9 protein-coding genes are annotated in these 14196 nt (G+C 35.4%); 6 read left to right on the forward strand and 3 right to left on the reverse strand.

Annotation, left to right across the window (positions count from 1 at the left end; all coding sequences use genetic code 11):
- The first annotated feature begins 765 nt into the window (after positions 1 to 765).
- Together VB776_RS01215 and VB776_RS01220 are read left to right on the forward strand one after the other, a co-directional pair.
- On the forward strand, positions 766 to 1722 hold the full coding sequence (locus VB776_RS01215) for a hypothetical protein (RefSeq protein ID WP_323325216.1): 957 nt from the start codon (positions 766 to 768) through the stop codon (positions 1720 to 1722).
- A 123-nt stretch (positions 1723 to 1845) separates the two neighbouring features.
- A complete protein-coding gene (locus tag VB776_RS01220) occupies positions 1846 to 2685 on the forward strand; it encodes an SDR family oxidoreductase (RefSeq protein WP_323325218.1) in 840 nt (279 codons plus the stop codon).
- Between the two features lie 166 nt (positions 2686 to 2851).
- Here the strand turns inward: VB776_RS01220 and VB776_RS01225 are convergent, their stop codons facing one another.
- From VB776_RS01225 to VB776_RS01235, 3 genes are all read right to left on the reverse strand, one after another.
- A complete protein-coding gene (locus VB776_RS01225) occupies positions 2852 to 3553 on the reverse strand; it encodes an SDR family oxidoreductase (protein WP_323325220.1) in 702 nt (233 codons plus the stop codon).
- Between the two features lie 275 nt (positions 3554 to 3828).
- Complete coding sequence (locus tag VB776_RS01230; protein ID WP_323325222.1) at positions 3829 to 5286, reverse strand: APC family permease; 1458 nt, start codon at positions 5284 to 5286, stop codon at positions 3829 to 3831.
- 170 nt (positions 5287 to 5456) lie between these two features.
- Positions 5457 to 6047 carry an RNA polymerase sigma factor gene (locus VB776_RS01235; protein WP_323325224.1) on the reverse strand — a complete coding sequence of 197 codons (591 nt, stop codon included), beginning with the start codon at positions 6045 to 6047 and terminating at the stop codon, positions 5457 to 5459.
- A gap of 294 nt (positions 6048 to 6341) precedes the next feature.
- Between VB776_RS01235 and VB776_RS01240 the strand changes: the two genes are divergently transcribed.
- The 4 genes from VB776_RS01240 to VB776_RS01255 all read left to right on the forward strand — a co-directional run bounded on the left by VB776_RS01240 (position 6342) and on the right by VB776_RS01255 (position 14194).
- Complete coding sequence (locus VB776_RS01240; protein WP_323325227.1) at positions 6342 to 7385, forward strand: FecR family protein; 1044 nt, start codon at positions 6342 to 6344, stop codon at positions 7383 to 7385.
- Positions 7386 to 7652: 267 nt separating this feature from the next.
- A complete protein-coding gene (locus tag VB776_RS01245) occupies positions 7653 to 11009 on the forward strand; it encodes a SusC/RagA family TonB-linked outer membrane protein (protein WP_323325229.1) in 3357 nt (1118 codons plus the stop codon).
- 24 nt (positions 11010 to 11033) lie between these two features.
- Complete coding sequence (locus VB776_RS01250; protein WP_323325231.1) at positions 11034 to 12578, forward strand: RagB/SusD family nutrient uptake outer membrane protein; 1545 nt, start codon at positions 11034 to 11036, stop codon at positions 12576 to 12578.
- A gap of 146 nt (positions 12579 to 12724) precedes the next feature.
- Positions 12725 to 14194 (forward strand): arabinan endo-1,5-alpha-L-arabinosidase, encoded by a 1470-nt coding sequence (locus VB776_RS01255; protein ID WP_323325233.1) that lies wholly within the window; start codon positions 12725 to 12727, stop codon positions 14192 to 14194.
- Positions 14195 to 14196: the final 2 nt, after the last annotated feature.

Here is a 14196-nt window from a genome sequence, read left to right on the forward strand (position 1 = left end):
CTTAATTTTATATTCATCATCTTGTAGATTATTAGATGACGAGTTGTTGACGCAAGGCTTGGTGGTCTTAGCGACCCTGTAAAACACCACCAAGGGCGTAATATAAATTCTTCCCTCCAACTCGGAGCAACAAATCGACATACTGAAATTACTCCCTCCAATTCGGAGCAACAAATCGACATACTGAAATTACTCCCTCCAACTCGGAGCAACAAATCGACATACTGAAATTACTCCCTCCAATTCGGAGCAACAAATCGACATACTGAAATTACTCCCTCCAATTCGGAGCAACAAATCGACATACTGAAATTACTCCCTCCAACTCGGAGCAACAAATCGACATACTGAAATTACTCCCTCCAATTCGGAGCAACAAATCGACATACTGAAATTACTCCCTCCAATTCGGAGCAACAAATCGACATACTGAAATTACTCCCTCCAACGTGCAGGAGACAATCGACATGTTGAAATTCCTTCCTGCAACGTGCAGGAGACAATCGGCACATTGAAATTCCTTCCTGCAACATGCAGGAGACAATCGACACATTGAAATTCCTTCCTGCATCGTGCAGGAGACAATCGGTACATTGAAATTCCTTCCTGCATCGTGCAGGAGACAATCGGTACATTGAAACGCTATCCACCAAGGTTATCTTTCACACTATCTGATCAATATTAATTTCGCTCAAAATCACTTCAAAATTTGCATGTTTTATTTTTCTGTGCCTTCTTGCGTGAAATCCCAAAATTTCCCATACAATGAAAACTAAGTTATTATTTTCTTTACTTGCTCTTACTTTCTGTTTTAATACTTTTGCTCAAAAGAAAAAGCCCGCAAAAAAAACTCCGCCTGTTAAAGTTTCAAAAATTGACTCTACTGAATTACTCAATAAAAATCCGCTGAAAGCAGGTTTACAACAAGCCAAAGATTTCGTAGAGGCGAGCCTTACACCAAAAGATTTAACGGCGAATCAAAACGGCGAAAAACGATATTATGATTCGTATAAATTGCTTTTACACGCTGGCGAAGAACTTTTTTTAGAACATTCTTCTGCTAATTTCAGAGTGATGTTGAGCTTAAAAACACCTACTAAAGACAAGCAAGAACTTAGCTACGATTCTCAGCCTTTCAAAGGAAATAGCATTAATAAATTTCACTATGTTGCTCCTGTAACGGGTACTTATACTTTGTTGGCGACTTCAATGGATGCTGGGCAATTAGGAAAATATAAAATTGCGAAAACCATTACTACGGCTACAGCCATAGAATCTGGACTTGACCAAACTTTTGCGAATCAGTTTAAGGCTTTAGAGAAATCGAAAAAAGAAAACTTTAAAAATATTACTGGCGAGAAAATCAAGAAAGACAAAAAAGAAGAAAAGAAAGACAAAACGGCTGGTTTAGAAAGCTTTAAAACTAACTTAGAATTAGTAAGCGGAAAGCCTTCACTTATTTTTAAAGATAATAATGGGCAAACGGCTAATTATAAAAGCATATTATTTGAAAGTGAAAGTGAAGAAGAAGTAAAAGCAAATTTCGAGCAATTGAAAAAGCAATTACAAGTACTTACTAGAAATTGGACAGAACAAAGTAATACTGATACCAACTATAGTTCTTCGACAGATACAGATTTTATCACCTTGAAAATCAATTCGATTCCTCCTGTTAAGAAAAAACAGAAGCCCCTTTTTCAAGTTGAGTTTGTTTATAATTAGTAGCATGCAAAGCTTTGAACTATCGGCTTTGCTTTAATGTTTCAACTTTAAAAATGGCATGAATAAAACAATTTGTTTATTCATGCCATTTTTAATACAACTTAATCCTAAAACGTATTTATCATGCAAACAGCTTTGATTACAGGTGCTAATTCTGGAATTGGTTTGGCTACGGCAAAAGCTTTGGCACTTGAAAAATTTGAATTGATTTTATTAGTAAGAAGTAAAGAAAAAGCTGAGGCTGCCTTTAGCGAGATTTTAAAAGTTGCTCCATACACTAAAATAGATTTTGTGTTGGCAGATTTGGCGGATTTAGCTTCAGTAAAAAAAGCCGCTGAAGAAGTAAAAGCAAAGTATGCTAAAATCGACAGACTGATTAATAATGCTGGATATTCGCCTGTTGGTATTTCTTTTACAGCAGATGGTTACGAAAAATCATTTGCGGCAAATCATTTAGGGCATTTTGTATTGACCTTGAATTTGATTGATTTACTCAAGAAATCTCCCGAAAGTAGAGTAATCAATCTTTCCTCAGCGGCTCATGCTTTGGGAAAAGTAAATCGACTTTTCGAGAAAAACAATACAAAGCTATCTGATATGGGAGCTTATGGCGATGGAAAACTAGCCAATATTCTATTTACAAAAGGTTTGGCAAAGTATTATAAAGATTCTTCTATTACAGCTTATAGTGTGCATCCTGGTGTTGTGAAATCTAACTTTGGAAGTGATATGAATGGATTCTTGAAAATTGGTTTTGCATTAGCTCGTCCGTTTATGATTTCGGTAGAAAAAGGTGCGGCTACTTCTATTTATTTGGCAACGACTAATATTCAGGATTTAAGATTTAGAAATGGATATTATTATGCCAAATCAAAACCAGCTTCTACTTATAACAACGGCATTACACCCGAAAGTGTAGAATGGTGTTGGGAGAAAAGTTTGGAAGCGGTGAAGGAGATATGAGTTATGAATTATGATTTATTTAAACCTTCTTCTTATCAGATATGGATTAATTCATCAGCTAAGAGGAAGGTTTAAAATTAGTAAATAAAAGATTTTTAAAAATTCAGAAGGTTCCCTTCTAAAACTAAAATATTCACAACTCACTCATTCACTCAATCACAATTAATTAAGCTGGCATCGTTGGGCGAACTTCAATTTTACTTGGTAAAGTTCTTGCTGGCATTTTAATTAAATCTGCAACAATCTGACCAATATCTTCTGGCTGAATCTTCCAAGCATCTTTTTCTGATGGAGAATGTCCATTGAAATGAGTAGCGACAGAACCCGGCATAACCGTTGTTACTTTGATTCCGTCTTTTCTTAAATCCATCATGATGGCTTGCGAGAAACCTACCACGCCAAATTTACTAGCATTGTATGCACCGCCATTTGGGTAAAAGTTAGTTCCAGCCAAACTTGAAATTGTAATAAAATACCCCTGAGTTTCTTTTAAAGCCAAGTAAGAAGCCTTAATACTATTGAAAGTTCCAGTTAAGTTAATGTCAATTGTTTCTTGCCATTGTTCAGCAGTTAAATCTTGAATCGGGGCAAAATGTCCAACTCCAGCATTAGCAATTACATAATCCAATCGTCCCCAAGTAGCAAGAATCGTATCAACAGCATTTTGTTGAGAAGCCAAATTTCTTACATCCGATTCAATCCCAATCGCAAAACCTTCTTTGATTTTATTCAATTCCGTGGCGGCTTCGTCTGCACTACTTTGCGAACGGCTTGTGATAGCCACTTTGATCCCTTCTTTGATTAATACTTCGGCAATGCCGTATCCGATTCCTTTTGAACCTCCAGTAATGAGAGCAATTTTTGTCATGATGATTGATTTTGAAATAAGTTTGTATCACGGATTTTCAATCCGCAAATGCTATAATATACGGATTGAAAATCCATCGTATTGTTTTTGTTCAACCTCTGTTAATGCAAAAAAGTTTCTGAATGATGTTATCAGTACTTTATTACTTGGAAATAGCGTAAATCACATTTCAATTCCATAATGACACAATTATATGAATAAAAAAAACAGGTCATAAGTTTTGCTTTTGACCTGTTCTATTTTTTTCTACGGATTGGAAATCCGTTGTACTGTTTTTATGCTTTCTTTTTCCATAAATAGAAAACAGGAATTCCTAAAGCTACAATACCAACACCCGCCCATGACGGAACGGGTTTATAAATCAATAAATTCACGCAAAGAGCGGCAGCAAATAGAAGATAAATCGCAGGAATAACTGGATAGCCAAAAGCTTTGTATGGACGTGGAGTATTCGGTTGTTTTTTACGTAAAACAAATACGCCAAAGATAGTCAATATATAAAATACCAAAATGGCAAAAACGGTATAATCTAGTAAATCACCATAAGTACCTGTTAAACACAACAAACAAGCCCATCCACATTGAATCCATAATGAAAAAGCAGGAACACCTTTACTGTTTAATTCGCCAGCTTTTTTGAAGAAAAGTCTATCCTTTGCCATCGCATAATATACTCTCGCTCCCGACAAAATGATACCATTATTACAGCCAAAAGTAGAAATCATGATAAATATCGCCATGATGATGGTGGCAGGGTTTCCGAAAATCATTTCAGCGGCAGCCGTACCTACTCTATCATTCGTTGCAAACATAATCCCTCTTGAAAGTGTATCAGTTGCATTAGGATGTCCTTGTACTGGCAATAGCATTAAGTAAGCAATGTTTGCCAAAATGTACAAAGCACTTACCGTTAGCGTTCCATACAATAAACTTAATGGAATATCTCTTTTAGGATTTTTCATTTCGCCAGCGGTATAAGTAACGTTATTCCATGCCGAAGACGAAAACAATGGACCAATCAAAGCTAAACCCATAGCCGACCATAAACCTATGCCCGACAAGTATTCGTAATCCATAATTTTACCATTTTCCCATATAATTTTTACGGGACTCCAGAAATCAATTGAATTGATAGCCCACATGCCTTTTTTAGGGTCTGAACCAACGATTATTCCAACAACAGCCAAGCCCAATAAAGCCCCAATTTTGGTAACTGTAAATACTAATTGAACCAATTTTGCATTCTTTACACCTTGAACATTCACGAAAGTCAGTAGTAAAATAAGAGCGATTGCTAAAAGTTGTTGCGTATCAAAAAGAAGAAATTTATGTTCAGTACCGATATAATCAGGAAGAAGTACCCCAGTATATTTAGCAAAAGCGACGGCAACGGCAGCAATTGTTCCAGTTTCGATAACCAAAAAGGTAGTCCAGCCAAAAAGGAAACCTGTTAAAGAATTATAAGCTTCTCTGAGATAAACGTATTGTCCGCCAGCATTGGGCATCATACCAGCCAATTCGCCATAAGAAAGTGCCGAAATCAGAGTGATTACACCTGTGATAATCCAAGCCAGTAATAAATAACCGGGAGAACCCAAGTTACGAGTAACATCAGCAGAGACGATGAAAATACCAGAGCCAATCATTGAGCCAATCACAATCATGGTAGCATCAGTTAGGCTTAGTTCTTTTTTTAGTTCATGTGAAGTAGTGGGAGAAGTATTTTTTTCCATCAAGGATTTATTAGTTAGTTTGGTTGATTAACAAACTTAACGAAAGACGGCTTGATTTCAAAATTTGGGGATTTTTTACAACAAAACTAATTACAGTTAGCTCTAAAATAAAAATCCTCGCTTGAATTTCAAGCGAGGATTTTTTATGAATATCTGTCCAGAGAGTAATTCTAACCAACCAAAGGATATTCCCAAGGATAGGAGTATTTTTCACCTACTTTAAAAATCTGCTGTAGGGAATCTAAAGCTCTGTAAATTAAGGCTCTTGCTGATTTCACTTTTGTCATTTCCATGATTTCTGCAATCTCTTCATAACTCACATCTTCATAGAAGTATAATAAAATTGCTTCTCTTTGTTTTACAGGCAATTTATTAAAGGCTTCTTGTAAAAGCTCTCCCGACTGATTTAAACAAAGTTCTCTCAAAGTATCTGAATCAGCTTCAAAATCAATCTGAAAATCTCCACCAAAGTCATTCAAACTAGAAAATTTACCCTCTTGTTTTACTTTACGGACTAACTTATTTCTCAAACTTGCTAGTAAGTAAAATTTAATGGAAGTAGTTTCGCCCAAACGTTCACGGCTTTGAATCAAATCACAAAATAACTCTTGCACTGCATCTCTAACCAAATCTGTATCATTTGAAAATTGACGACCATAATTGTACAATACATTCACGTATTGCCGATAAATCGTCTCCAAGGCAGAATCACTTCCTTTTAGAAACTCATTCCAAAGCTGGCTGTCAGATACTTTATCCATTAAATTATGTTCGTTGAGCTTTTGAAAACTTGTGTCAAGATGACACAATCATACACAAAGATAATAAATTATTGACAAAAGCAACAAATTGCATAAAAAAAATAAAAACTTTTACTTTTCTACGTACAAATACTTTTAATTACAGAATATCACAGAATAATTAAAAATAAAACAAAAGCTAATCACTTAATTTTCAATGAATTATTCAATTTATTCACTATAAATTTATTTTTTATTGATTTTACTATGGTCATCTTATCATTTTTTGTCTTTATTAATTGAAAACCTACAAATATGTACTCTAACATAGAACAAATAAAAGATTTACTTGAAGACCCAAATTTTGTGAATTGGGTTAATCAACCAAACGCTGAGCTAGATGAACATTGGCAAGAATGGTCGGAAAAGCATCCAGAAAGAAGAAGCGATTTGTTGTTGGCAAAAAGATTCGTGAAATCTCTACGCTATAAAAATGAATTTGCACTTGATGCAACAGAACAAGATAAAATGTTTGAACAAATCAAAGCATTCAAACAAAACAAAGATGAAGCTGATAGAAAGCTAATTCGAAAAATTAATTTCCGAAAAACATTATTTGGATTTTCAGCGGCTGCCTCAGTCATTATGGCATTTATCGGTAGTATTTATTGGACAAATAATGAAAACCCCGCTCCTTTTAGCATTGTACGTTCAGGAAATAATATAGAAGTAGCCACTACTTATAAAGGACAACGCACCAAAGTAATATTACCAGATGGCAGTATTGTACATCTCAACGCTGGAAGTAGCATCAATTATCCAGTAGCATTTAGTAAAACCAATCGAGTAGTAGAACTTATTGGTGAAGGTTTTTTTGAAGTTGTTAAAAATAAAAAGAAACCTTTTATTGTAGAAACTGGCAAAGTAAAAACGCAAGTTTTAGGAACGTCTTTCAATGTTAGAGCTTATGCTAATGAAAAAATAGTACAAGTAGCCGTAGCCACTGGAAAAGTAAAAATGGAAGACAAAGCATCTGGAAAAGCCCAATTCCTTACTCCTAATGAAATGGGGACTTTAGATAATACTTCAATAATACACAAAACAAACGTTGACCTTGAAAAAGCAATTGGTTGGAAAAAAGGAGTATTGGTATTTGATGGGGATAACTTCACTGATGTTTTTGCAAAGTTGGAGATTTGGTACGGAGTAAACATCATCGTAATGCCTAATGTTGAGCTAAAAGGACATTATAGTGGGGAATTTCAGCAAGAAACACTTGAAAACATCATGCAAGGAATTGCTTTTACTTCCGGTTTTCAGTACGAAATAGCTGGAAAAACAATTCTTATTCACAATTAATTATCTAACTACTAATATATTTTCTTTCAAAATTAATCAGTCTTTAATAAATAAATCCCTTCTAAATTTCATGAAACTAAGAAATTCAAACAACACTAGTTAAGGGTTATTGAATTGTATATGGTTGTGTCAGCTGTTTTTCTGCAAGAAAATCGCAACACAACCAATATACAAAGCAAAAAGACCTTTAATAAAATTATCCTAAAAATTGGCGTTTGGAGGATAAGCATTAAAAAGTATAAGTATTTAAAATACAATAACAAATTTATGAAAATTCATTTACTACCAAGTATGCGATGTTCAAAATATCTTTTTGTAGCAATATTTTTGCTCATTTTGAACGTAATCGGGTCTATTCACGCTCAAGCTAATAGCTTTGATGAAACGAGATTGACTCTTAGAGTCGATAAAATGAACATTTTGCAAGTTTTTAAAGAAATTGAAAAGAAAACTGCTTATAAGTTTACTTACAATGATGCTTTCTTGAATGATAAAATGCGAGTAACGATGAGCATGGAAAACCGTTCATTGACAGAAATTCTTGCATTTTTATCAAAAGAAGTGAATTTGGAGTTCAAACAAGTAAAAAAACATATTCACGTAATTGCTTCTAATGATAGAAAAACCAGTTTTTTAGGTGGCGAATCCGTTCAATCAATCAAAGTAGCGGGATTTCCAGTAAAAGGTAAATTAACAACAGCAGAAAATGGTGAAGCCATTGCTGGTGCAAGTGTTTTAATTAAAGGAACAAGCAAAGGCACTGTGACAAACGCTTTAGGTGAATTTTCGTTGGAAGTTGATAATGAAGCTACCGTTTTGGTTTTCAGTTCTATTGGTTATATATCTAAAGAAGTAGCTGTGGCTGGTCGTAAATTAATCAATGTCAATTTATTATCAGATGTAAAAGCATTAGACGAAGTAGTTGTAGTGGGCTACGGTACTCAGAAAGCGAAAGATTTAACAGGTTCGGTTGGTATTGTAAAAATTGAAGATGCAAAAAAGACAGCTACTTATGATGTAGCGAAACTTTTGCAAGGACAAGTACCAGGAGTAACTGTTCAAAGTTCTGGCGAACCGGGTGGTTTTGTAAACATTAAAATTCGTGGTATTGGTTCATTGACTAACAATAATCCATTGTTTGTAATTGATGGCGTTTTAGTTGATAACCCTTATGACTTTTCAACCAATGATATTGAATCTATTTCAGTATTGAAAGATGCTTCTGCGGGTGCAATTTATGGGTCGAGAGGAATGAACGGTGTCGTTATTATCACGACCAAAAAAGGCAAAGCGGGTCCAATGAAAGTTGATTATAATGCTTATGCTGGTGTTCAAAATATCGCTAAAACAATTTCTGTTATGGACAGAGTTGGTTACCAAAATGTAGTGAGTGCGGCAGAACTAAATGCTGGTTTAACAATTGCTCCTGCCAACGACCCTACTAATCCAGCTTATATTAGTAACGTAAATACTAACTGGCAAAAAGAAGGTTTAAAAACTGGTTATATTCAAGACCACAATTTAAGTTTTTCAGGCGGTTCCGAAACTATCAAAGCAAGTGCTTCATTAGGTTTCTTCAATAACAGCTCAACCGTCACTGGGCCACAGAATTACAAACGTTATACTTTCAACGGAAATATTTCTGGTAAAAAAGGTATTTTCTCATTCGGTGCTAAAATTGCTTATACGAATTCAGAAAAAATTGGTGCAGAAAACACTCGTGAACACGCAGTATTTGGTGGAGCAGTAACAAGTTTATTGACAGCTATTCCAACAATGTCAGTTTATGACGAAAATCGTTTAGGTGGTTTTGGTGGTGCTGATAAAAATACCCAAAGAGCCATTACGCTGAACGTTATCGGGATGAACTCTTTGTTAAAAGGAACAGATACTCGTAACAGATTTTTAGGTTCAGTTTTTGGAGAATTAGAATTATTGAAAAACTTAAAATACAAACTTCAATTAAGTGCTGACCGTATTGATACAAGATACTTATTCTTCGAACCAAAGTATGATTTAGGGTTTTATTACTTGACACCTAATGCCTATTTATTCGAGAAAAGAGAAAACAACTTGACAACTTTGGCAGAAAATACCTTAAACTATTCGCATGAGTTCGGTAAACATAAAATCGAAGCATTGGCAGGTTATACTTTCCAACAAGGTGTTTATTCAAGAACTGAAGCGAGTGCAAAAGGCTTAGTTGAACCTTATGTATTGAACATGAATACTGCGGTAAATACAGCTAATGGTAAAAGTGTAACTGGTTGGGATTCTAAAGCTACTTTATCATCAGTATTAGCTCGTTTGAACTATAATTATGCAGATAAATACTTATTGACTGTAAATTATCGCCGTGATGGTTCTTCTAAATTCAGATCAGAAAATCGTTATGGAAACTTTGCTTCTGTTGGTTTAGCTTGGAATGTTCACAATGATATTGAGCTTCCAGAAGCAATCAGTTCTTTAAAATTAAGAGGAGGTTATGGTGCTTTAGGTAACCAAAATGTGGGTGATTATTTGACAGATACTTATATCAACACTAATACTGGCTATGTATTTGGTGGAGTTTTAGCTCCTGGTGCTATCAGAACTCAAGTTGTTGACCCTTCAATCAGATGGGAAAGTAAACGTACTACAAACGCTGCAATGGAATTAGGTTTATTCAGAGACCGTGTTTCTTTCTCTGTTGAATATTTTGATAACCGTTCTTATGATGTATTGGCAAATATTCCAATTCCAACATCTGTTGGAGCAACAAACGGTTCAATTTTAACAAATGCAGCATCTTTGAGTAACTCAGGACTTGAATTTACGGCTAGCTACCGTCAACAAACTGGTGATTTCAAATATTCCATTTCAGCCAACTTTCATACGCTTTCAAATAAAGTATTGGCTTTGGGTGGAACAAATAATCCAATTTATGGAGCGGCAAGTAAAACAGAGGTTGGGCAACCAATTGGTCAGATTTTTGGATACGTTTCTGAGGGTATTTTCCAAAATGCTGATGATGTTAAAAACCACGCAACACAAACGAATGCGGCTCCAGGTGATATTAAATTCAAAGATTTGAATGGCGATAAAGTTATTACTTCTGACGACCGTACCTATTTAGGAAATACAATTCCAACTTTTTACTTCGGAACGAACTTCAACGCTTCTTACAAAAACTTTGATTTCTCAGCATTCTTTCAAGGAAGTGGTGGCAACAAAATTTATAATGGAATGTATCGTGATTTGATGGGCTTACAATACAGTAATGGTTCAACTGATGCTTTGAACTACTGGACTCCAACAAATACCAATACCAACGTTCCAAGACCAATCATTGGTGATCCAAATTCAAACGGAAGAGATTCTGACAGATTCGTTGAAAATGGTACTTATGTAAGACTACAGAATGCTCAGTTAGGTTATACTCTACCTACTTCAATCATCAACAAATTGAAAGTTAGCAGAGTAAGATTCTATGTATCAGGACAAAACATATTCTTAATTTCTAGTTTCCGTGGTTTTGAACCAGACTTTATGGGCGAAAGCGATGGATTGTTCAGCAGAGGTTATTATAATGGTTCATACCCTAATCCAAGAGCTGTATTATTGGGCGTTCAAGTTGGTTTTTAATTTCACTCAAACGAATTTATTACAATGAAAATATTTAACAAAAAAGTTATCATTGCCTTATCAGCAACTTTATTGATAGCTACTTCTTGCGAAGATAAATTAGATCAAGTAAACCCAAATGCTCAAACGTCTTCTACTTTCTGGAAGAATGAGGAAGACGCCTTGAAAGGAATTAATGCTGTTTATTTGAGTTTAGCTATTGATGGTAGCTATATGCGTTCGACGCCACTTTTGTTAGACAACCGTGGCGATGATGCAATGAGTAATAGTCCTTGGGACCAAATGTATAACTCAGGTAAATTTGCCTTGAATGCAGGAAATACTGCCATTTATGGATGGGCTTTTGGTGCTTATTATGAAGGTATTTCTAAAGCGAACCAAGTGTTAGATTACGTTCCAGGAATTACGATGGATGCCAACCTTAAAAAACGTATTTTGGGTGAAGCTTATTTCTTGCGTGGATTGTATTTCTATCATTTAGTAAATATGTTTGGGAATGTCATGCTACCTACCAAATCGGTACAATCAACCAGTGATTTCTTTGTAAAACAATCAACAGAAGCAGAAGGTTGGGCACAAGTAATGGAAGATTTCAAAAAAGCGACTGATATGCTTCCTACTACTTATGCTGGCACAGATTTAGGTCGTGCTACAAAAGGTGCAGCTATGGCATATTTAGGAAAAGTATATTTGACAAACCATAAATACGCCGAAGCAGCTACACAATTCAAAGCTGTAATTGATTTAGGCATTTATGATTTAGTACCAAACTATCGTGACAATTTTACAGAAGCGAACGAAAACAATAAAGAATCATTGTTTGAAGTACAATTCGAACGTACTGCTGGTGGTACTGATTTAAACTGGGGTGGGGAGCCGATTGCTTCTTGGGGTAGAGTTTCAGCAAGAGCAATTACTTATGGTGCAAATGGTTTGGGTTGGACGGACGTTCAGCCAACAAGAGCTGTCTTCAATGATTTCTTAGAAGAAAAAACTTCTGACGGAAAAGATGACCCACGTTTAGTTGCCACTATGTTTTATAACAAACCGGGTTTAATGGTTTATGGAAAAGAATTCTCGGTTAGATATGCTGGAAATGCTGGTGCTTTGAATTCATTGTATTGCCGTAAATATGCTAATGATGATACTAAAGCGGATGAGTTTGACTGGCGTTCGGGTATCAACGAAAGATTGATGCGTTATGCTGATGTATTGATGATGTATGCTGAATGTTTAAACGAAACAGGACAAACTGCTGCCGCTTATCCATTGATTCAAAGAGTAAGAAGTCGTGTAGGTTTGCCCAATTTAGCAACTGTAAAACCAAACATGACACAAGCACAAATGCGTGAACAAATTGGTCATGAACGTTTATTGGAATTTAGTTTAGAAGGTCACCGATTTGATGATATTCGTCGTTGGGGTTGGTTGAATGACCCTGCTAAATTAGCTTGGTTGAAATCAAGAGACCCTGAATTTAATACTTTTAAAGCTGGTCGTGAATTCTTTCCAATTCCACAAAATGAAATAGATAATAACCCAGGAGTTAAACAAAATTTGAGTTATTAATTGAGTGAATGAGTGGTTTAGTGAATGGTCTATTACTTTTCATTAAACCACTTTTTAACTATTTATTATTAGGGGGCGACTTAAGTCGCCCCCTAATAATAAAATCAAACAAACACTGAATTTACATTCATCAACCTATCTTAGTCATGTCACAATTCAAAAAATCATTATATTTTGTTACTTATACTTTATTTTTGGCTGCCTGTAGTAGCGATGAAGTTGATACGGTAATCCAACCTTTGCCCACCACTACACCCACAACTTTTGATATTAATTCTATCAAAGATAATTATGCCGATATTGCACCAGCTTCTAATTATTTGAAGTGGGGTTGCTACAATGTTCACGACCCTTCTATCATTAAAGACGGTGATACTTATTACTGTTACAATACAGATGTTGCTTACGGAACAGATATTCGTCCAGGTATTCAAATTCGTTCTTCTAAAGATTTAATTGAATGGAAATTTTACGGTTGGGTTTTCGAAGGACTTCCAACAAAAGGAGCTGATTATATTAAACAAGGTGGAGGTACTCCTTTTAATTCGTTATGGGCTCCTTATGTTATTAAAGTTGGGAACGAATACAGATTGTATTATTCACTCTCATCAGCTAAACCTCGTTTAAGTGCTATTGGTTTAGCAACTTCCTCCTCTCCTACTGGTCCTTGGAAAGAGCAAGGATTAACAGTAGTTTCAAAAGACGACAATACTATACAAACCAACGCAATCGATCCAACTGTACTCATTGACCAGCAAGGTAAACATTGGATGTATTACGGTTCTGCTTGGGATGGAATTTATATATTACAACTCGACCCAGCTACAGGTTTGGCCTTGAGTCCGGGTGATAAAGGTAAAAGAATTGCCAATCGTGGTTTTACAGGTGGCGTTTATAATGGCAATATCGAAGGCCCAGAAATTATTTATAACAAAGAACAAAAGAAATATTATTTGTTTATCGCTTACGATTGGTTGGCTACCAAATACAATGTTCGTGTAGCAAAATCAGATTCTCCGCAAGGGCCTTTTTATGATTATGATGGAAAAGATGTAAATACCAATCAAGACCATGGACCAATGATTATTGCACCTTATCAATTCAATGGACATGCAGGTTGGCAAGGCGTTTCGCACTGTGCAGTTTTTGAAAACAATGGTCAATTTTATATTAGTCACCAAGGACGACCTGGAAATGATGCTGGTTTTATGATTTTACACAGTAGAAAATTATATTGGACAAAAGATGGCTGGCCTGTAGCCTCGCCAGAACGTTATGCAGGTGAATTTACAACAGCTATTACAAGTAATGATTTAGTGGGAGATTGGGAGCAAATTATTCTTGGTTACAAAATTGTTCCTGGTTATGACAAAGAACAAAATCAGCCAGATTTTCAATACGCTTCCAATTTAACCTTAAATGCTAGTGGTGCTATCAATGGCGATGCTGCCAATAAATGGACGTATATTGCCCCTTGGTTAGAATTAAAATGGAGTAATGGTTTCACCGACCAAGTGTATGTTGACAGAGGACGTGACTGGGAAAATAAAAAAGAAACCATCATTTTCACAGGTTTAAATAACAAGGGAACAAGTATTTGGGGAAAGAAAAAATAGTA

Origin of the sequence: Arcicella gelida, assembly GCF_034931025.1 — a bacterium.
GTDB lineage: Bacteria > Bacteroidota > Bacteroidia > Cytophagales > Spirosomataceae > Arcicella > Arcicella gelida.

Excerpts from the sequence above, each read along its gene's own strand:
- VB776_RS01255 (WP_323325233.1), top strand. The coding sequence starts at position 12,725 with ATGTCACAATTCAAAAAATCATTATATTTTGTTACTTATACTTTATTT.
- VB776_RS01240 (WP_323325227.1), top strand. The coding sequence starts at position 6,342 with ATGTACTCTAACATAGAACAAATAAAAGATTTACTTGAAGACCCAAAT.
- VB776_RS01250 (WP_323325231.1), top strand. The coding sequence starts at position 11,034 with ATGAAAATATTTAACAAAAAAGTTATCATTGCCTTATCAGCAACTTTA.
- VB776_RS01220 (WP_323325218.1), top strand. The coding sequence starts at position 1,846 with ATGCAAACAGCTTTGATTACAGGTGCTAATTCTGGAATTGGTTTGGCT.
- VB776_RS01230 (WP_323325222.1), bottom strand. The coding sequence starts at position 5,286 with ATGGAAAAAAATACTTCTCCCACTACTTCACATGAACTAAAAAAAGAA.
- VB776_RS01225 (WP_323325220.1), bottom strand. The coding sequence starts at position 3,553 with ATGACAAAAATTGCTCTCATTACTGGAGGTTCAAAAGGAATCGGATAC.
- VB776_RS01215 (WP_323325216.1), top strand. The coding sequence starts at position 766 with ATGAAAACTAAGTTATTATTTTCTTTACTTGCTCTTACTTTCTGTTTT.
- VB776_RS01235 (WP_323325224.1), bottom strand. The coding sequence starts at position 6,047 with ATGGATAAAGTATCTGACAGCCAGCTTTGGAATGAGTTTCTAAAAGGA.
- VB776_RS01245 (WP_323325229.1), top strand. The coding sequence starts at position 7,653 with ATGAAAATTCATTTACTACCAAGTATGCGATGTTCAAAATATCTTTTT.